The 20,609-nt window shown below is 44.6% G+C and carries 19 protein-coding genes; 14 read left to right on the top strand and 5 right to left on the bottom strand.

From position 1 onward, the window contains the following. The first annotated feature begins 142 nt into the window (after positions 1 to 142). The 11 genes from R3D86_13305 to R3D86_13255 all read left to right on the top strand — a co-directional run bounded on the left by R3D86_13305 (position 143) and on the right by R3D86_13255 (position 10,983). Positions 143 to 1,021, top strand: a complete 879-nt coding sequence (locus R3D86_13305) for a hypothetical protein (protein ID MEZ5759191.1) — start codon at positions 143 to 145, stop codon at positions 1,019 to 1,021. 14 nt (positions 1,022 to 1,035) lie between these two features. Then, positions 1,036 to 1,380: a hypothetical protein gene (locus R3D86_13300; GenBank protein ID MEZ5759190.1), complete on the top strand. Its 345-nt coding sequence runs from the start codon at positions 1,036 to 1,038 to the stop codon at positions 1,378 to 1,380. Between the two features lie 82 nt (positions 1,381 to 1,462). Next, the gene (locus R3D86_13295) at positions 1,463 to 2,071 is read left to right on the top strand and encodes a hypothetical protein (protein MEZ5759189.1); all 609 of its coding nucleotides are present in this window, start codon (positions 1,463 to 1,465) and stop codon (positions 2,069 to 2,071) included. 108 nt (positions 2,072 to 2,179) lie between these two features. Continuing rightward, complete coding sequence (locus R3D86_13290) at positions 2,180 to 5,260, top strand: hypothetical protein (GenBank protein ID MEZ5759188.1); 3,081 nt, start codon at positions 2,180 to 2,182, stop codon at positions 5,258 to 5,260. Between the two features lie 231 nt (positions 5,261 to 5,491). Beyond that, the gene (locus R3D86_13285; protein MEZ5759187.1) at positions 5,492 to 6,328 is read left to right on the top strand and encodes a lysozyme; all 837 of its coding nucleotides are present in this window, start codon (positions 5,492 to 5,494) and stop codon (positions 6,326 to 6,328) included. Between the two features lies 1 nt (position 6,329). Next, complete coding sequence (locus tag R3D86_13280) at positions 6,330 to 6,953, top strand: hypothetical protein (protein MEZ5759186.1); 624 nt, start codon at positions 6,330 to 6,332, stop codon at positions 6,951 to 6,953. Next, positions 6,934 to 7,518 (top strand): hypothetical protein, encoded by a 585-nt coding sequence (locus R3D86_13275; protein ID MEZ5759185.1) that lies wholly within the window; start codon positions 6,934 to 6,936, stop codon positions 7,516 to 7,518. Before R3D86_13280 ends, R3D86_13275 begins: the two co-directional genes overlap by 20 nt. Continuing rightward, the gene (locus tag R3D86_13270) at positions 7,515 to 8,618 is read left to right on the top strand and encodes a hypothetical protein (GenBank protein MEZ5759184.1); all 1,104 of its coding nucleotides are present in this window, start codon (positions 7,515 to 7,517) and stop codon (positions 8,616 to 8,618) included. The genes R3D86_13275 and R3D86_13270 overlap by 4 nt, the downstream gene beginning before the upstream one ends. Before the next feature lie 88 nt (positions 8,619 to 8,706). Continuing rightward, positions 8,707 to 9,351 carry a hypothetical protein gene (locus tag R3D86_13265; GenBank protein ID MEZ5759183.1) on the top strand — a complete coding sequence of 215 codons (645 nt, stop codon included), beginning with the start codon at positions 8,707 to 8,709 and terminating at the stop codon, positions 9,349 to 9,351. Positions 9,352 to 9,369: 18 nt separating this feature from the next. Then, on the top strand, positions 9,370 to 10,323 hold the full coding sequence (locus R3D86_13260; GenBank protein ID MEZ5759182.1) for a Gfo/Idh/MocA family oxidoreductase: 954 nt from the start codon (positions 9,370 to 9,372) through the stop codon (positions 10,321 to 10,323). Positions 10,324 to 10,389: 66 nt separating this feature from the next. After that, positions 10,390 to 10,983: a hypothetical protein gene (locus tag R3D86_13255; GenBank protein ID MEZ5759181.1), complete on the top strand. Its 594-nt coding sequence runs from the start codon at positions 10,390 to 10,392 to the stop codon at positions 10,981 to 10,983. A 5-nt stretch (positions 10,984 to 10,988) separates the two neighbouring features. On the opposite strand, the gene R3D86_13250 is transcribed toward R3D86_13255, so the two are convergent. From R3D86_13250 to R3D86_13240, 3 genes are all read right to left on the bottom strand, one after another. Beyond that, a complete protein-coding gene (locus R3D86_13250; protein MEZ5759180.1) occupies positions 10,989 to 11,576 on the bottom strand; it encodes a hypothetical protein in 588 nt (195 codons plus the stop codon). Positions 11,577 to 11,690: 114 nt separating this feature from the next. After that, entirely contained in the window at positions 11,691 to 12,023 is a 333-nt protein-coding gene (locus R3D86_13245; GenBank protein ID MEZ5759179.1) for a DUF3817 domain-containing protein, read from the bottom strand. Beyond that, positions 12,020 to 14,599, bottom strand: coding sequence for a M1 family aminopeptidase (locus R3D86_13240; GenBank protein ID MEZ5759178.1), 2,580 nt, complete (start codon positions 14,597 to 14,599; stop codon positions 12,020 to 12,022). Before R3D86_13240 ends, R3D86_13245 begins: the two co-directional genes overlap by 4 nt. A gap of 203 nt (positions 14,600 to 14,802) precedes the next feature. On the opposite strand from R3D86_13240, the gene kynA reads away from it, so the two are divergent. Then, positions 14,803 to 15,651 carry a tryptophan 2,3-dioxygenase gene (kynA, locus tag R3D86_13235; GenBank protein MEZ5759177.1) on the top strand — a complete coding sequence of 283 codons (849 nt, stop codon included), beginning with the start codon at positions 14,803 to 14,805 and terminating at the stop codon, positions 15,649 to 15,651. Between the two features lie 55 nt (positions 15,652 to 15,706). Here the strand turns inward: kynA and R3D86_13230 are convergent, their stop codons facing one another. After that, positions 15,707 to 17,803: a methyl-accepting chemotaxis protein gene (locus R3D86_13230; protein ID MEZ5759176.1), complete on the bottom strand. Its 2,097-nt coding sequence runs from the start codon at positions 17,801 to 17,803 to the stop codon at positions 15,707 to 15,709. Between the two features lie 252 nt (positions 17,804 to 18,055). Here R3D86_13230 and R3D86_13225 point away from each other — a divergent pair, with 252 nt between their 5' ends. Further along, positions 18,056 to 18,607 (top strand): cytochrome b, encoded by a 552-nt coding sequence (locus R3D86_13225; protein ID MEZ5759175.1) that lies wholly within the window; start codon positions 18,056 to 18,058, stop codon positions 18,605 to 18,607. Positions 18,608 to 18,642: 35 nt separating this feature from the next. Then, a complete protein-coding gene (locus R3D86_13220) occupies positions 18,643 to 19,206 on the top strand; it encodes a YceI family protein (GenBank protein MEZ5759174.1) in 564 nt (187 codons plus the stop codon). 35 nt (positions 19,207 to 19,241) lie between these two features. Here R3D86_13220 and R3D86_13215 read toward each other — a convergent pair whose 3' ends face one another. After that, entirely contained in the window at positions 19,242 to 20,369 is a 1,128-nt protein-coding gene (locus R3D86_13215; protein MEZ5759173.1) for an aminotransferase class I/II-fold pyridoxal phosphate-dependent enzyme, read from the bottom strand. Positions 20,370 to 20,609: the final 240 nt, after the last annotated feature.

Below are 20,609 nucleotides of genomic sequence, written 5' to 3'. Positions count from 1 at the left end.
TTTTTAGTATGCTTTAAAACAGCTTAGCGAAAAAAAGCATTTTTTGCAATATCCCGGTACCGGGTTTATTTCCCGTCCCGATTATGTCATTTGACAGATTTCGCCAATCGCGCTAGTGATTATGTGGGTGGAGGGACATATCATGGGCTATAAAATCAGCAATAAAAGCGAAATGGATTATTTTCTGGCAACCATTGCCGAAGCGTCCCGGCATGTGCGCTCACTGCTCTTTATGCTCCTGTTCAGCTCGGTTTATGTGGTGGTCGCGTCCTATAGCGGCGACTGGCAGAGCGAAACCCTGGTGCTGCCGATTGTCGATGCGGAAATATCCCGCCGCTGGTTTTTTATCATCAGCCCGGTTTTTATTCTTTTCAATTATGTCTATATGCATCTTTTTCTGAAAGATCTGATGATGCGGTTTCGCCTTTACCGTGAAATGCCGCTTGAAACCACCTTCATTCATAAACGCTATCTATATTTTCCATGGATCTTGCCCTCAAGCGAAGTTGACATTGACCCGAAGACCCGCACCTTCCGTGGGCGGTTTTTTTATTTCTGCCTTGATATTGTTTTCTGGTGGTCCGGCCCTCTGGTGCTTTTGGCAATACTTGCCGCCTATATTTTCCAGCAGGATATAGCGGCGCTTGTCCCTTATGTCTGTTTCTGTCTTTCAATTTTGCATTATGTGCTGAATTCGCGCTTTGAAAAATCACGCTTTAAAAAATTCATGATGATCTATCTGGCCTTTTTCCTGCTGTTCATCACCCTGACGGCGGTGCCGCAGATATTCGGGCTGCTTGGAATTGGCCCGATCAGGCAGGACACATTCCGGTTTTTCATGAGCTTTTTTGTTGATGGCTATGTCCTTATCTTTTTTATCTTTTTTGCCATTCCCAAAACCCTGCAATCGGTCAAAAACAAATATTACCGCATTTTGCTGATGGGCCTTTATTTGATTGTCATGCTTAACTTTGCCCTTCATTTCATTATGCTCAATACCGGCGGATTTGACGGGGCATAAGGGGGGGGTGTTCCATGAAGGGGAAATGGACAAAGTTTGATGAACTTATATATTTTCTTCGGGGAAATATCGGGGCCATTTTAACTTTGCTGTTTCTGTCCCTATTAATAGCAAGCTATTTTCTTGATACTCCTATTCATGAAAGTTATGTGGAAGCTACGCTCTCAGGTGATCGCTCTCATGAGAGTAAAATGGGTAGCCGAAAAATTGTTTTTGCTAAATTGGAAAATGGAAGGGAAATAGAGTTAAACATGTTTCCCTATGATCAGGTTGATGCAGGTGCACGGATCAAAGTGGATGTTCGAAAAGGATTAATTTTTGGACGTAGAAGCTATTATTTCATTGAGTTTACAAACTGATAAAGTGGCTGAAGACTTTGTTCCTTTTGTGAATTTTTGAAATGTGATAGTATTTTGTTTTGCTTAAATTATGGGGGCGAATATGGCAGCGAAAAAATCAAGTGAAAAAATAGAAGATAAGATAACCGAAGAAGAAAAGCTTCTTTGGCCTTTGTGGGTAACTGGATTTGGAACTGCTCTAATAATCGCAGCATTTTTATTTAAATTTTATGATGCTGATTTTTCAGGAAAACCTGAAGACTGGGAAATATTTAGTGGCTATCTTGGCGGGTTAACAAGTCCGCTTATTGCCTTTGCCGTATTGATTTATGTTTACAATACTTTTGAAGTTCAACGTAAAGAGCTTAATGAAACAAAAAGAGCGCTAGAAGCATCCAGAAAAGAACAGGAGAAGCAAACGAAAATACAAAAAATTGAGAGTCTTATCCGAATTAAGCAACATGCCGCGCAACTATTTGGAGATCATTCAAAAATAGCAAATCTGGAAATCGAAAAAACCAAAAAAGAAATTGAAGAAGTCAAAACTTCCAGAACACAATATACGGATAATGAAAAAATTTATGAAAATTATTTAAAATCATTAGATCACTACCTGGCGACAATGAAAAAACATTTTTCAGATGCTGAAAAGAATGCTGATGAATTAAATACCGAAATTTTAAGTTATATGGAAGAAATAGATAAAATCTAATTTCAGCAAATTTGCACTGTCATTCTTAACCTCTTTCCCTTGCCCCGTGAAATGTTCCGTGATAGCCTCTTTCCCTACAAAATACGGGAAAAAACGAGGGAAGAAATCATGAAAATAAGAAAAATACTGCTGCTTGGTGCGGCACTGACGCTGCTTCCGGCGGCACTGCCGCAGGTGGCGGTTGCGACAGGGGTTAATATCGGCGGCAAATATGAAAGCTATGAATTCCGTAATGTCGGGCCGACCCGGGGCGGGCGGGTGACCGCTGTTGCCGGAACGGTGGCGGAAACGGGCACATTTTATCTTGGCGCGTCCGGTGGCGGGTTATGGAAAACCGAAGATTACGGCACCACATGGCATAATGTGTCGGACGGCTATTTTGCATCGCCCTCCATCGGTGATATCGCGGTCGCGCAGAATGACGCCAATGTGGTTTATGTGGGCACGGGATCAGACGGGCTTCGCTCAAACGTCATTGCTGGAAAAGGCGTTTATAAATCAATTGACGGCGGCACAACATGGAAACATATGGGCCTTGAGAGTACCGGCCATATCGGTGCAGTGGAAATTGACCCGCGAAATAACGATACGGTTTATGTGGCGGCGATCGGGAATGCTTTTGCCCCCAATCCTGACCGCGGGCTTTTTAAAACAACAGATGGCGGGAGAAGCTGGAAAAAAGTGCTCTTTATTTCAGAAACAGTCGGCATCACCGACGTTGAAATGAACCCGAGCAATCCGAATATTTTATATGCGTCCGCCTGGAAAGCGGACCGGAAGCCCTGGACCATCGTTTCCGGCGGCGAAATGAGCAAGGGTGAGGGTGGCATCTATAAATCAATCGATGGCGGCGAGACATGGGAAAAAATTAATAACGGTCTTCCCACTGGGCTGGTCGGGAAAATCGACCTGGCGGTGACCCCGGCCAATTCAAGCGTTGTTGCGGCACTGGTTGAAGCGCCAAACCCGGACGGCGGGTTATACTGGTCAGTGGATCAGGGCGAAACATGGAAACATATTTCCAATGATACCGGTATTCAGAACCGGCCTTTCTATTATACCAATCTGGATATTGACCCTACAGACGAGAAAATTATTTATTCTAACGCCAATCCGCTTAGAAAATCAGTCGACGGCGGCAAAACATGGGTAACCATGACCGTACCGCACGGTGATAACCATGATATGTGGATTAACCCCAACAATCCGGATCTGTTTATCCAGTCCAATGACGGCGGCGCCAATGTCACCTTCAACGGCGGCAAAACATGGTCAAGCCAGTTTAACCAGCCAACAACCGAGGTTTATCAGGTCGAGGTTGATGATCAGCATCCTTACTGGCTATACGCAGGAATGCAGGACAATAACAGCACCATTTCGGTGCCGAGCAATGCGCCGTGGGGGGCACAGCACACCAATTCCTATATCCAGATCACGGGCGGCTGTGAAACCGGCCCGGCGGTCCCAAAGCCGGGTGATGCGAATATCATTTATACCGATTGCAAGGGCCGCTTTGGTGTTTTTGATAAACGCACCGGCACCGAGCGCGCCTATTATGTGGGGGCGACCAATATTTACGGCCATAATCCGGCCGATTTAAAATACCGTTTCCAGCGGGTGGCGCCGGTTCATGTGTCGCCGTTTGATCCGAATGTGGTTTATCACGGCTCACAGTACCTGCACCGCACCCGCGACGGCGGAATCACATGGGAACAGATTTCCCCTGACCTGACCGCGAACGAGCCGGATAAACAGGTGATTTCCGGTTCCCCCATCACCCGCGATATTACGGGCGAAGAATATTACAGCGTGATTTATTCCATTCAGGAAAGCACGCTTGAACAGGGGGTAATCTGGGTCGGGGCCAATGACGGCCCGGTTCATATAACCCGCGATGACGGTGCAACATGGAAAAATGTGACCCCGAGAATGCCGCCCGGTGGCCGGGTCGACAGTGTTGCGCCAAGCCCGCATCAGCCGGGTAAGGCCTATATCACCGTGCTGCGGTATCAGCTTGGCGACTGGAAACCCTATATTTATAAAACCGAAAATTACGGGGACAGCTGGAAACTGATCACAACCGGCATTCCCGCCAATTTCCCGGTTAGGGTGGTGCGCGAAAGCCCCGACCATGAAGGGCTGCTGATTGCCGGAACCGAATATGGCATGTTTATGTCGGCCAATGACGGCGTCAGCTGGGAACCGTTCCAGCAGAACCTGCCAGTAACCCCGGTATCGGATATTAAATTTATCCGTGGCGACCTTGCGGTTTCCACCATGGGGCGGGGGTTCTGGGTGCTTGATGATGTCAAGTCGGTTTTTGATGCGGCGAAAGCTTCCGGTACCATGCTTCAGGTCTTTGATCCCAATGACAGATACCGATACCGCTATCCATTCGGCATGCCAACCGGCAATGTCGCCGACGGCGATGCAGACGGGGTTCCCGATCTGCCGAAACCGACCGTCGCCATTGATTATTATGTGCCGGCGGGCGATCATAAAACCATTAAGCTTGAAATCCTTGATGCCCAGGGCGACCCGGTCACCACCTATTTCTATGATGGCAGGGAACAGGAAGACAAGGGGGCCGATGCCCCGCTTTATATCCACACAAATAAGCTGGAAATGGACGGTGGGCTTAACCGCTTCCGCTGGGATATGACCTATCTTGGCCCGTGGCGGAAGCAAATGAACCGCCGCTTTACGGATGGCCCCGTGGTGACGCCAGGCACGTTCCAGGCCCGTATCACCCTTGACGGCGATCAGTCCTCAACCGTCAGCTTTGATCTGATGGTGGATCCGCGGGTGACCGATCTTGGCGTTAATGTTACCGACATTACGGCGCAGACCGAACTTCAGCGGCATATTTCCGACCTGCTGAGCCGGTCCCGCAAGCTTGAGGAAGAGGCAAAAGCGGAACATGGCGCCCTGCACCGCCAGTATCGCGGGCAAAGCGCGGATCAACGCGGGGCAGAGGCCAACGCCAATTTTGACCGAGTTCATGCGGCCATACGTGTTCTTGCCACCCCGAATGTCATTTACCCAAAAGCTGGGCTAAGCGACATGATCAGCTATCTTTATGATATCAATAACAATGCCGATCAGGTGCCGGGCAGGGACAGCATTGAACGCCTGGCCGAGCTCAGCGCCGAATTTGACAGGGTTGAAGCGGCCTACCGCGATAAATAACCTGTCATTTTAACCCTATCTGCACCGCCTTTTACGAAGGGCGGTGCTTTTTATTTAAAGCTTGACTTTTTCGGGTCCCGCACTGACCCTATTTCCATAGTGTGCGTTTTGCGGCCTGGTCGCGCCGCAGATTATCCCACTTAACCATCATCCATACATGCACTATCCCCGGCGGCGTTTTTGCGGCTTGGGGATTTTTTATGTCCATCGAAAACAGAAAAGGAATTACCCATGACAAACTATACTGAAAATAATACAACGCCTGAGGTTTGGGATTCACCAGACTACCCTTGGGGGCAGGATATCAACCGCGATATTTATAAGGTTGAATATGATAAACAAAAAGGAAAAGAACAGCGGTTTGCTAGACTAGGGTTAAGACTGCCACCTGATCACCAGCATTCGACCGAATTGGCCGGATATATGCGGCAGTTACCCGATTATAGACAATCCTTAAATACCCAAAATACAGGGTTGAATAATGATAACATCAATGCTACTAATGATAGTAGTTTAATGAATTCATCAATTGATAATAACTTACTTATAAGAGCGGAGAATAAGTTAATGCAAGGTCGACCCCGGATTGACCCCTCCCGGTTTGAATTAAGTGATCATCTTGATCGTTTCATAAAAAAACATGAAGGTTTTATACCAACTTTTTATCCTGATACCGCTAAAAACGCTACTATTGGCTACGGCCACAAAGTTGTTAATAATGAATATAAGGAAGGAGATTCAATTACTCGTGCAAAAGGGGAAGAGCATTTTAAAATAGATAAAGAGAAGGCAAGACAATATGCCTTAAAACTGCTCGGTGGATTGCCTATGTACAGAAATGAATTTGAGACAATAGTGGATGCCATGTATAACGTTGGTCCGGGTAATCTTGGTCTTGGGACAAATAAAAGTCCAGACCTTAATGCTGCCATAAAAGCCCGCGATTATGATGCTATTGGGCGGAACCTCTATTATTCAAAAGATAGTAATGGTGTCAGACGACCTGGTCTCGTTACAAGAAGCGTAGATCGAACAAATTATTATTTTGGAAAATACAAGGATTATTAATATGAGACAATTATCATTATTACTGATTTGGGGGTTTATTGTATTTCCGGGCTATGCCCAGGAACAGATGAAGTCTCAGGATGACAAGATCGTAAAATCACTTGATCTTGGCTGCCTGCCAAGAGAATGGGCAGAAATCAACCCAACCGAGACAGAAAAATTATTCGATATTGAAAATGATTTTGATGAAGATGGCAGACGGATTTCCTGTAATAATTATATCACCCCGACAGAGCTCAATAATTTTTTTAAGAAAGTGAAGGAAGCCACCAGAACGAATAATAGAGAAGCCCTGGCTGATCTGATACATTTTCCGACCATAACTTTGCTGGACGGAATGGTTGAAAACCCACCAGATAACAGAGCTACATCTAATTCGATGGAGATCAAAAATAAACATGATTTTATAGAATTATATGACAAGATCATGTTGCCAACCACGGTCAAAATTATTCAATGCATGCAATTAAATAAAATTTTTGCCCATCCATATATGGGGACAGGAACAACAGCAGGTGAAATATGGATAAATCGTGATGCAGATTCGCGCAAATTATCTATTCTAAGACTTAGTTCCAGACCTGAAACGGATAAACACTGGCTTGATGAAAAATGCAGCTGGTGAAATGGTTTTGAAGCATTCATTATATTCTTTAATTTTCCTTTTTGGCTTTTTCCCTGCATTTGCCGAAGAAAGCCCCTTTGCGCCAGTTCAGCTTGAATCCGGTTATATTTGCGGTATTCAGGCTGGTGAAAATATTAAAGATCAGCTTTTTGATGGCGCGGAGGCCACAGTCGAGCGCGTTATGGGGGAAGAAAGCTATAGCCTTAAATATATTTTCCATATTCAGGATTGTGGTGATGTCAGTGCAACAACAAATGATGCTGGATTTATTAGCCGAATTTCAATTGGTCAAGGTAAATTTACGACACAGGAAGGGGCAAGAGTTGGTGATCCGTTTTCAAGGCTTAAAGAACTTTACCCGGCGGGAAAACTTTTTCTTCCGGAAGCTTATTACGAGGGTCCGGACTATGGATATTATTATAAGATTGATCAATTGGGGTTCTTTGAATTTGATGCCACAGCCATAATGGAAAAATGTGGATACAGTATGGATAAGTGTCTGGCATTTCTTGATGATTTAAAATCGATTAAATTTGTTACCTATAAAGAACAGAATGAAAAATGATTTTTTCCAAAATATATAAAATTGGTTTTATTACATTATTTCTTGGTAATGGAATTTTACCTGCCTCATATGCTATTGCCGCCGAAAGGGAAAACTATAATTATATGGATATTGGGAGTTCATTTTCCAGTGGATATATAATTTCTGTTGAGGGAACAAAGGCAAGTTACCGAATTTCACCGGATGCTATCGGTGGTGGAGAACTTTGCGATCCAAATGACTTCATAATGTGTATTTCATTATCAGGATTGTTTGATTTTGCCTTTCCCAAAAATCCCGATCATCTGACAGAAAACAGGTCTTATACATACGGTGATTTCAGATTTCAGATAACTGATACAAAACCCATTGACTGGTTTAACACGAATGTGAAGCATTTATTTTATTATATTGATGGCTACCGGATATATGATGATAAAAATATAACAGAAAAACTTGCGAATAGATTTGTTTTTAGCTGTGAAGACGGTTTGCAGATGATAACCAAAGTTGCCGATATTGAAGGAGGAACAGTGGCCGATGGGGCGGCGCCCTACAAGGAATTATATGGAGAACTTAATGCTTCAATCCTGCGCCCAATTGGAAAAGCACTGTTTGCTGGGCAATGTACAGAGGACAAGAAAGAGGAAGTTTATGCGCCAGTTCAGCTTGAAAAAGGTTATATCTGCGGAATGGAGGTCGGGCATAACATTCGCGAGCTATTATATGATGGTGCCGATGTGACTGTTAAGCGCACCATGGTAGAGGGTAACTACTATCTTACCTTTTATATAAATATTGAACAGTGTGGGAAGGTTGAAATACAGGTTGATGATAATGACATTGTTGATGGGTTATCAACATCCTTAACCGGTTACACAACAAAAGAAGGCGCGCGGGTTGGCATGACTTTAAAGGAAGTTAAAGCCCTTTATCCCGATGGTCAATTATCTGCGCGCTTTTTTACCGATGCGACTTCTCTATATAGTTTTTATCTTCCGGAAGATCAGGGACAGTTTGACTTTGACGGCACGGGTATCCAGGAAAAATGTGGAAAGTCGTTGGCTGACTGTGGGCCCTTTCTGGATGAATTGAAATCAGTCCGGTTTTTCACTTATTGACGCTTTAAAGACCGCTCATTCGCTTCTTCCATGACTTGGCGCATAATTAATGCTATGATCCCGCCACAATTATAATCGGGAGAGTATTATGAAACAATCTACTAAATCAAAGGTGCTTGGGTTTGCGCTGATTATCGGGGTGTCCCTTGTCGGCGGCTTGGCGATGGCGCAGGACACAAGTTTAAGTTTTTTTATCACCAGCAAAGGTAGTGGCAAGGGGGCTGATCTTGGCGGGCTTGCCGGGGCCGATGCGATTTGTAAATCACTGGCAACCGCAGCAGGACAGGGCGATAAAAACTGGCGGGCTTATTTGTCCACCATCGGGCCGGACGGCGTTAATGCCCGTGACCGGATCGGAGCCGGACCCTGGTATAATGCCAAGGGGGTTATGGTGGCCCGCGATGTCGATGACCTTCATTCAGATAACAACAAGCTGTCCAAGGAAAATTCGCTGACCGAAGGCGGCATGATGGTCAATGGTCGTGGCGACAACCCCAACATGCATGATATTTTGACCGGCTCAATGCTTGACGGCACAGCGGGGCCAAGCACCTGCATGAACTGGACATCAAGCGGGGAAGAGGGCAGTGCCAATGTTGGTCATCATGACCGGCAGGGCGGCGGGGCAAACCCGACTTCATGGAATTTTGCCCATCCGTCACGCGGCTGCAGTCAGCCGAACCTGATCGCCACCGGCGGTAACGGTTATTTTTACTGCTTCGCCGCAAATTAGGGATTAATAGCCGGGTTTATGTATAGAGTTCTGGTTGTCGGTGTTGGTTTAATGGGGTTTGCACATGCAAAGGCATGTGCGGCCCTGCCGGATACAAAAATTGTCGGGCTTGTCGCCCGTGATTTTCGAAAATGGCAGCCGGTGAAAGACTATTTTCCGGATGTACCGCTTTATAATGATTTTGACAGCGCGTTGGAGGGCAGCAACCCCGACGTTGTGATCATCAGCAGCTTTACCGATACCCATGCGCCTTATGCCATCAAAGCGATGGAGGCGGGGGCCCATGTATTTGTTGAAAAACCGCTTTCCACCACGATCCATGATGCGGGACGGACGATTGTCGCCGCCCGCAAATATAACCGCAAGCTTTATGTGGGGCTGATCCTGCGTCATCATGCGCTGTGGCAGAAATTCTGTGACTGTGTGGCTAAAATCGGCACACCGATCAATGTTACCATGACCAGCCATCAGCACAGCACAGGGGATGACTGGCAGCATCATAAAAATATTCTTTCCGCCGGCTTGTCACCGATTGTCGATGTCGGCATACATTATGCGGATCTGATGATCCGGTTGATGGGTGGGGAAGTGGCCAATATCCGTGCCCGCGGAACCAAAACCAATGCGGAAAGCCCGGCAATCAATGATATCAGCCTGAAAATCAGTTATTCTGATGGATCAGTTCTTAACCTTGAAAGCGGTCTGGGGCCGGAAATATCGCCAAACCGGCCTAATATTAAACAGGCGACAGGGCCGGGTGGTATGGTGCGGATTACCCCGGAAAACACGGTTCAGGTTAATGATGAGAGCTTTTCTTTTGCCGATACTATCTATGATCAGGCCATTTTAGAGCAGCAAAAATATTTTTTTGACGTTATAAAGAATGATCGGGATATGGAAGATCATTATAATGAGGTTGCGCTGGGTATGGCAACGGTGCTGATAGCGGAACAGGAAATGATTAAAACTTAAAGTAATAAATTAAGATAAATGCATAACTTATTAAAATTAAATATTTTATTATTGTTTTCTGGATTAATGGCTATCCAGGTTTCGGCGCAAAATGCCGATAATACCTATGTCCGGTTTATCAATACATCGGCAAAAGTGGTTCAGGGGAAAATCATTGGCCGTGAAGCGATCCATTATGATTATGATGGGGAAGACCTGATCTGCGGTTATGTTCTTGATATTGCGGTCACGAAGTCCTGGAAAGGCGGCGATCAGAATTTCAGGGTTTTTGCTTCCAACACTGATGTATTAATGGACGGGAATTATGACTATTTCCTTTTTGCCCGAAAAAATCCAAAGTTCGGCGCAAATGGGCGTGATGCGCTTGATTTTATCAATTGTGATGACGCCAAATCAACGCGGATGGATGTGTCCGGCTTTGAATTTCTGGCAACCCGGTTGCGGCAACAGATTTTCCCGCTGATTTCCTATGATGGCGGGGAAAGGATCGTTGATGAGGATACGGGCGTAGTAAAGCGCGGTCAGTGGATGATGATCGTCAGCCGCATTGCCAATTCGGCGCTGCCCTTTACCATCATGCGCCGCCGCCTGAACAACGGTAATCAGCATGTCATTGAAGAAATGAATTATGCGGATTTTCAGTCAGAATTCCTGAAATAGAAACCTTAATCCATTTTGAGCAGCAATTCGCACATGGCCTTTTTATGTTCAAGCGATTCTGAGATCGATGTGTAATGAGTGCCAATTGATGAGGTATACATAATTTTAGCCCGAAGTTTGCTCTCGCTTTCAGAGAATCCCATTTCTTTAAAAAGTCCACTTGCCACATCAAGGCGGGTACGGTCCACTTTTGCCAGTGCGGCGTGGGCGTTGGGGCATTTAAGGGCCCAGTTGCGGATGGCTATTTCGTCCTGTTTGTCGGCATGGTGAATGACTTCAACCATGGTCATGATAATATTTTCGGCGCTGCCGCCAATTTCATCCATCATATCAATATAACTGAGGGTTTCTTTCTCGTACCAGTGATCGAGGATCGCAAACAGGTAATTTTCTTTCGTCTTGAAGATACGGTTAAATTCCGTTTCCGGCTTTTCCAGTTTTGCGCAAAGGTCATTGATGGTAATCAGATGGGGGCCGTGGTCTCTTAGAAGTTTTATGCCCGCTTCAATCCATTCCAGTTCTTCATTCTGACTGCCGAGGACGGGGATTTCCTGCCCGGTGAAATCCGCTTCAATTACATTCTTATCCATCATAATACCCGTTCATTTCATATTTTGCTTATATGAAAATATAAGGTTAATTTTAATTTCGGCAAGGGCTTTACGTTAAAAGAGCAATTTTTTACGATAAACTTATGTTCACAATCTTCAGGATTTTACGGGCGCGCGTAATTTCCATTCCTTTTCTTTTTGCTTAAGCATCCGGTCATTGAAAAATGTCCCGAACGGGATGATGGACGCGATAAGAATGCGGCCGAACTGACCGGCATTCACATGTTTTGCACTGATCAAGCCAATGGCAAGGATAATATAAAGAAGGAATAAAACCCCATGGCTCATACCAATGATATAGGGCAGGGTTCTGATACCAAGCATATATTTAAGCGGCAGGGAAACACCAAAAATAAGCAAAAAGGATACTCCTTCTAACAAGGCAATCATTCTGAAACGGTGAAGCGGGTTTTTCAAAATTTCCGTCATGGGTTTTCCTTGGCATGCTGATTTTTTATTATTTTATTGGCACGGAACATCTGATCGGCACCCTGAAGAATTTTAAACTTAAGCTGATAATTATAATCCGGATGCTGGTCAATAAAATCCCGAACCGTTTTGACCGCACTGTCACTATGATAATCTTCAAATGATACGGCAACCCAGCGCCCGGGGAAGAATATATCGCCGGTTGCCTGTATTTCCTCCAATAGCTCAAGACTTTTTTTAAGATATTTTTCACTTACCCCGTTTCGTAATGGATGATGTAGATAGGAGAGCGCCGTGAGTACCCATGGTTCCTTGCTTCTGTTTTCCTGAAAAGTCAGGGCATCAAAAAATTTATCCCTGATCGACTGGTCCGGGGAAAGGGCATATTGCAGAAATTCAAATCTTGCCTGATTATCGGGACCGTTAATACGGGTTTTCTGAGTGGCGATAATGTCCAGTGCCTGATCAGGAAGCCTGATGGCCAGAGAAGCAGCCAAATTCGTATAATCCCGCGTGGCGAGGTTAAGATCGTCCAGTGGCTGGCTTTTATCCCAAACGGCCCTGACCTTTTCAATACCGTCCCCTGTAATGGCAATATTGGCAAAATTCCTGAAATAAATGCGTCTTACTCCCGGATCATGGCGAGTGTCGTTAACTTCCTGCCACAGGCTATTTTCAAGGGCGGGCGCCGCATTTTCCCGCTCTGCCTTGTCCAATAGCGACCAGAAGATTGTTGAAAGCTGGCGTTGCATATGATTGATAATCAGTGGGTTATTTTCTTTCGGGATGACCCATTCAAGCAGGTCGACATATTCAGTCGGGCTGATGACACCGTTTCCTTCCATCAGCTGTTCATAAAGATTGACAAATGAAGCCGCCCGTTCCAGATCGGACAGGCTGTCCCAGTTTAGTTTTATGAAATCTTTTGTGATCGGGAATAGGCCATATCCCATGCCATCCGCATTGGCAAGGATGGTATCCTCTTCGCTATTACCAAGTGCATCCAGGTTTATTGGCTTATCCGAATAGGTTATTTCATAGGGAATAGACCCTTTTTTAACGGCAAAACTCTGTGGCCAGTTGCGGTTTAAATGATCCGGGTCGCTCTGGCTTAGGAACAGGCCCTGACCTTCACGTTTGGCAATGTTAAATATGGGGCGTCCTGCCGTATTGACCCAAACCTCGCTCCAGGCTTTTAAATCCATTGGGGAGCGCTTATCAAGTATCTCAATCAGGTCGGGCCAGGTGGCATTCGCATAGGCATATCTGGCAAGATATTCCCTTATACCGTCACGGAAAATTTCTTCACCGATCAGCGCTTCAAGCTGGCGCATCATTATAGGCGCCTTGTTATAGATAATGGCTCCGTACATACTTCCCGCTTCATTCAGGTTGCCAAGTTCCTGTCTTATCGGGTTTGGCCCTTTCGAGCGGTCAACGGCATAGGCCCCCGGATGGAGCCGCAAATGTGCCTGTAACTGATGATTGATATCCGGAAAGTTGGGATTGACGATTTTGGCCGACATAAAGTTGGCGAAGACTTCCTTGGTCCAGACATCATTGAACCAGTCCATGGTGACCAGATCGCCAAACCACATATGCGATGTTTCATGACCAATGAGTGCCGCGCGTGCCAAAAGATCGGTTTCTGAAGGGTTTTTATCCAGCATAATAGTTGTATCCTTATACTGGATCGCCCCCACATGTTCCATGCCGCCAAATTGAAAACTCGGGATCAGCACAAAGGCAAATTTTTTAAACGGATATTTTATGCCTGTATAGTCTTCCATATAATCAATGGCTGCTTTATGAAGCCGAAATATTTCGTCCTGATTACGATCGACCTTTTCCTGTTCCGGTTCGCGGTGAAGCATGGTCATTTCCATGCCGTCAACATTTCGCACAACTTTTTTAAAGCGTCCCGCGACGAAGGAAAATAAATAGGTGCTCATTTTGTCGGATTTTTCAAAAGTGATTTTATTTCTGGAATTACGCCGAGTTGTTTTTTTAACGGCTGCGCTAGACAGACTTTCCCAGTTTTCCGGAACTGTCAGGGTTAGTTCAAACGTCGCCTTCAGGTTTGGCTGGTCAAAAGCTGGAAGGCTGGTTCTCATCCTGTCCGGGACAAAAAGCGTATAGAGAAAATTTGGCGATCTGTTTAAAGCCCCATCGCCAGCAATATAGGTGATCTTTACCTCATTTTTCCCCGGCTTTAGGCTTTTCCGGTCAATGATGATATGTTCCTTTTGATGATATATTTTATGTCTTTTGCCATTCACTCGGATGGCAAGAATATTTGCGGTTTTTTCCTTGAAATCAATCTGCAGATTTTGTGAGGCATCTTTCAGGGTAAATGAAATTTCAGACGTTCCCTTTATCGGGACACTGGGACTTGCGGGAATATTGAGATTAATTTTATAATTGATGTCAGAAAGATTTGCTTTTCTGTATTTTGCAAGGTCCCACGAAACCCCGTTCGTAACCATCAGTGGACTATTTTGCTGTGCGGCAACCGGGAATAAACCGACAGTCAGAAAGACTAAAATATAAGAAAACACAAGCACAATATATTTCATATATGTCTAATCCGCGTTTGCATATTCGCCCAGAGCCGTGAAATTATAAAAATCATGGTTATAAGATAACAATTGACTATTTTTATATCAATGCCCGATTTATTAACATAGCTAATTAAAATTTTTTACTAAATTGGATTGTACTGTCAATAATATTACATGTAAGATAAATTATAGGCAACGCAAACCGGGCAGGAAGTAAAATGGCAGATGATAGTATAAAAACCTCCGTCGATATCAGTTCGGAAAAAGACATCCACTGGAAGCAGGATATCAGCTATGGCGACTATCTGGAACTGGATCAACTGCTAAACGCCCAGAATTTACGCTCAGGCGCTCATGATGAAATGATGTTTATCATCATTCATCAGGCATCGGAACTGTGGATGAAGCTCTGTATCCATGAACTGTGCAGTGCCATGGAAAAACTGAAATCTGATGAAACGGGGCCGGCAATGAAAATGATTTCCCGCATTGCCCGGATACAGGAACAGCTTATACAGTCCTGGAATATATTATCGACGATGACCCCAAAGGACTATATGTCATTCCGGGACGGGCTTGGTCAAAGCTCAGGATTTCAAAGCTACCAGTACCGCATTATCGAATTTTCTTTGGGCAATAAAAATGCAGCGATGATTAAAGCCCATGCGGATCATCCCGACCGTTACGCCGCCGTTAAAAGTGCACTTGAAGCCCCAAGCCTTTATGATTTGACACTGCAACTACTTTCCAGACGCGGGTTTGATATACCCGACAGTCATTTAAAGCGGGACTGGACAGAACCCTATCAGGCGTCCGATGCGGTTGAGGCCGCATGGAAAAAGGTATACACGCAGGGCGAAAATTACTGGGATCTTTATGAATGGGCCGAAAAGCTTGTCGACCTTGAGCACCGTTTTCAAACCTGGCGTTTCAGCCATATGAAAACCGTCGAGCGGATTATTGGCTATCGTCGCGGGACAGGGGGGACCGCCGGGGTTCATTATCTGAAAAAAGCCCTTGAGCTCCGGTTTTTTCCGGAACTCTGGAACGTCAGAACATCCCTCTGATAATAAAAAAGGCGGCAATTCTGCCGCCTTTCCATCTCCGGTATTTCCGCTATTATTATATAGCGCGGATTTTATGGAAGAACTCTTCAATATCTTTTTTCAGAGTTTCCGAAATCCGTCCCATTTCAGATGATGCTTTCAGCACATCCTGTCCTGCACTTCCGGTTTCATCAGCCTCATTGGCCACAAGCGAGATATTATTTGAAATATCGGCTGTACCAACAGCGACCTGCTGAATATTTTCGGAAATTTCTGATGTGGCGCGGGATTGTTCCAGCACCGCATTGGCGATTGTTGTGGTTGAATCGTTTGATTCATTGATAACCGCCTGGATTGCTTCAATGCTGGCCACAGTCTCATCCGTCAGGCGCTGCATTTCAGAAATATGATTGGCAATTTCCTCAGTTGCATTGGCTGTCTGACCGGCAAGAGCCTTAACCTCATTCGCCACAACAGCGAACCCTTTACCGGCTTCACCGGCACGGGCACTTTCAATAGTCGCGTTAAGGGCCAACAGGTTGGTCTGGCTGGCAATATCATTAATCAGGTCGATAACCTCGTTAATGCGTTTTGCTGATGTGGCCAGCTTGTTAATGGCTTCGCTACTATGGCTTGCTTCACGTAAGGAACGTTCCGCAATAGCGTTAGCACTTTCAACCTGACGATTAATTTCGCCGACCGATGCGCTTAGCTCTTCTGCTGATGCTGCAACTGTCTGAATATTGCTTGCTGTCTGTTCAGATGCTGAAGCCACTTCAGAAGAGCGCGTTTTGGTGCTTTCAGAAATAACAACCATCTGGTTTGCTGTCGCTTCAAGCTCAGTCGCGGAAGAGGCGAGAGCATTAAGAACTTCAGTAACCTTGGCATCAAATTCCTGAACCGTGTCGTTAATTCTTTTGGCACGGGCTTCTGCCTGTTCACCTTCCATACGGATGCGTTCTGCTTCCTCGCGTTCACGTCTGGCCTGATCTTCGCGCTCTTTGGCTTCATGGGCAAGCCGCTCTTCTTCGGCACGTTTATTTTCGGCGGCCAGGTGTTCACTTTCAAGGGCGGCCTTACGAAGATCTTCAATCGCATTGGAGAATTGACCAAGTTCGTCTTTACGGGTTTTACCGCGGACTTCCTGGGTATAGTCACCCGTTGCAATAACACCCACAGCTTCACGAAGCGTTGTAAGCGGAATGGAAATACTTTTCAGAATTAGCCAACCGAAGACACCGACAAGCACTACAAGAACCGAACAAAGCGATTCCAATAATATCGTTGCAAAATCACGGGTGCTGTCCAGCTGTTTGGTGGCCGTGGTCAGTTCACTCTGTGCTTCTTCTGAGAGAACGTCAAAATGAGGCATCATTTCCACATAGACGTCGTTTAGTTCCGCACGAACATCAATCAGTGCCGAAGCCTGTTCTGCATATGCATTAAAAACATTGCCATATGTGTCAACATTTGCGAGCAATTGTTCTTTTACTTCAGGCGCAAAATTTGTAGCACTGATTTTTTCCGACAATTGTTGAAGTGTTTCGTCCATACGGCTGATATATTTACTGTCAGTCCGCAAGATAAAATCTTTTTCATGACGTCGTGCCAACAGCAAGGTGGCTGTCAGATTAACATCATTTTTTTCGGTGAGGACTTCTTCAATATCATGCACAGCAGCGCGCATTTCTCCTTGAAGTCCGCTATCTTCATCGTAACCAACTTTTTCCAGAGCATCTGTTGCCTTAGCAAAGATTTCTTTATATTTCTCAACAAGACCCGTGAGGGCATTTGCAGCTTTTACCGCTGCTTCACTATTGGTGTTTCCCTCAACATCATATGTATATGTTTCCATATTATCCGCTGCTTCTATTGCTAGATCAGCATATGCAGGTTCTTTTTGAAGGAAAAATTCTTTTTCCGATTGCATCATATCAAGTGAAGACGATTTTATATCTGCAGCAATTAGGCTTAAATCGGAACTCATCGAATATCGATCCTGTCCTGTTTTTAATTCCTGCAAGGTCATATATCCAATCACCCCAACACCCATTGTGCCGAGCAACGACACAATTGATAACGCCATTATTTTTTTTGAAATACTTACATTTTTGAAAAGATGTGTCCCTAACAACTTATCAAAGAGCCTTGCCGGCTTAAACGCACTAATCACTATTTTACTCCTCCTTATCGGAATTAACAAAATTACAAATGGTTCAATATAATTTTCCTATCCTAAACATGTTAATTTTTAGTGAACTTATTAACTATGTTTCTCATATGGCCGAATTTTATTTTTTTTTGATCAGTTTTTGGAATTTACCCGTATAATATTAAGTATAATACTAAGTCACATTTTTGTGATTTGAGTTTTCGGGCAATTTAAGGTTTAAATTTAACCACTAATGATACAGAATTTGGGCTGATGAATTTAAAAGATACAGATAAAAAATACGGGGCTTTATCAAAATTATTACATTGGGGGGTGGCACTTACAATAGTCGGCATGTTTGCTTTGGGATACTGGATGCGAACACTGGACTATTACAGCAAGTGGTATATGAAAGCCCCTCATATTCATGAAAGTGTCGGCCTGCTTCTGTTTATTGTTGTGCCGATTTTTCTGATCTGGCGACTTAAAAACCGAAACCCTGATGACAGCTATTTAAAACCTTATGAAAAGCTGACATCCGGGCTGATGAAAATTGCGCTTTATGTCTTAATGGTCGTAATTCTGATGACCGGCTATCTTATTTCAACAGCGGGGGATACCCCGGTGGCACTGTTTAACTGGTTTGAGCTGCCGGCCCTCATTACGGTAAATGAAAGCAAGGTCCTAATCGGAAATATTCACCAGTATATGGCCTATTTCATCATATTGCTTGCGGTCATCCACGCTCTGGCAGCGCTTAAACATCACTTTATTGACAAAGATAATACGCTTTCACGTATGCTGCCATTTGTCAAAATCAAATAAATATCAGGGTACATTCAACCAAAGGAAAGAATTCTATGAAAAAACTGCTTATTGCTACATTTCTTCTTATTTCACCGGTGACAATATCGGGGGCAACCGCCGCTGATTATATTATTGATGCCGAAGGAATGCATGCTTCCATTAATTTCCGTGTAAAACATATCGGATATAGCTGGCTTACCGGACGCTTTGATAAATTCAGCGGAAAATTCACCTTTGATGAAAATAATCCTGCCGCCTCAAAAGTTGTGGTTGACGTGGATGTCAGAAGCGTCAATACCAATCATGCCATGCGTGATAAACATATCAGTGAGGCAGCTTATCTGAATGTTGAAAAAAATCCAATGGCCCATTTTGAAAGCACGTCAATTGAAGTGACAGGCGCTGACAGTGGCGTTATCAAAGGCAATCTTACATTAAACGGCGTGACAAAGCCGGTTAACCTTATGGCCAAACATGTGGGCGGCGGCGATGATCCATGGGGTGGTTTCCGCCATGGGTTTGAAGCCACAACAACATTGCAGTCAAAAGACTTTAACTATGAATTTGACTATGGTGACATCATCCTGAATTTATATGTCGAAGGCGTCAGACAATAATATAATTCACTCAATCATTTTGAAAACCGCGTCTATCAGGCGCGGTTTTTTTTCAGGTAATGATAAAAAACATCCAGCATTTTATCCAGTCCGCTTCGGCCAAAGCCAATACGGAAATGATCCTGCGGGGTGGACATCAGTTCAGAATTATAAATGCGTGGCGGAAGCAGCAAAATACCTGTTTCATCCAGCAGTTTTTCGCAAAAGTCATTTGCCGTATCAGGCCCAAGATAACGCGGGTAGGCGACGGCACCGCCATCAGGGCGCTTCCAGTCAAACAGGTTGGGAAATTCGCCAAAGAATTTATCCAGTTTATCCAGATTTTCCGATAATAGTTTTCTGTTTTTTTCCAATAACTTATCGCTCGATTTTAAAGCGATAAGTGAAAGAATTTCGGATGGTGCGCTGTTACAGATGGTCAGATAATGCTTATAGCGCTCAATTTCAGCAAGAATGGCTGTATCCTGCGATGCAAGCCAGCCAATACGAAGCCCGGGAAGGCCATACGCTTTCGACATAACATTCAGGGAAATGCCTTTTTCATATATATCGGCAATCTGCGGCAGTCTTTTATGCGCTTCAAGCTCAATGCCCCGGTAAACCTCATCACTGAATATATAAACATCAAACTCGCGGGCCATATTGACCAGGCTTTCAAGCTTTTCCCGGGAAATGATTTTTCCGGTTGGATTATTGGGAAAATTAATCGATATCAGCTTGGTATTGGGTCTTAGGGCGCCGACAACCGCGTCAATATCCAAATCCCAGTCATTGTCCGCATCAAGCCGGATACCCGTTACATCACAAATGCTGATGGGGACCGTTTCTGCTGCCTGATAATTGGGAACGATTACAATGGCATGATCGTCCCTGTCCAGCATGCTTCTCATGGCGGCATAAATGCCTTCCTCTGCACCCGCAAAACAGAGAATATTCTGATCCTGCATGTGGTCATAAGTCCTTGCAATTTCACGTCTTAATGCTGGCAGGCCATAGGTTTCAGTATAGCCAAGCCACAGGTTTTCAAAAGCATCACGGTCTTCCGGGCTTGCCATGGATAGCAGGTCCTTCATCGTCATGCTTTCCACATCAGACGCTGTCAGATGATATTTGGCTTTAAATTCCCATTTGGAGAAAAAGACTTCCAGTTCAAAATTTCGCATTTCCTGCCTCATTCTTCAGTCATAATGATTTTTTATCATGCCTGATCGGTTTGTTAAAGTATATTGCTTGACTTATGATGTTAAAAAGCGCATTACCGGGCCGTTACAGGATTATTTAATAATTCAATTCCGCCAGGCAGCCGTGACAAGTAACGATCACGTGTATCCTTTTATATAAGGCCAAGTGCATTCGCGGAAAATATATATACCCGAAAAATCGGGTAAACCCGCGAAGGACAT

The sequence above is a fragment of the Emcibacteraceae bacterium genome (assembly GCA_041396985.1).
In the GTDB taxonomy this organism is placed as follows: Bacteria; Pseudomonadota; Alphaproteobacteria; order Sphingomonadales; family Emcibacteraceae; genus Pseudemcibacter.
Note: the sequence above shows the minus strand (reverse complement) of the source record. Positions and strands in the feature narration are given on the sequence as shown.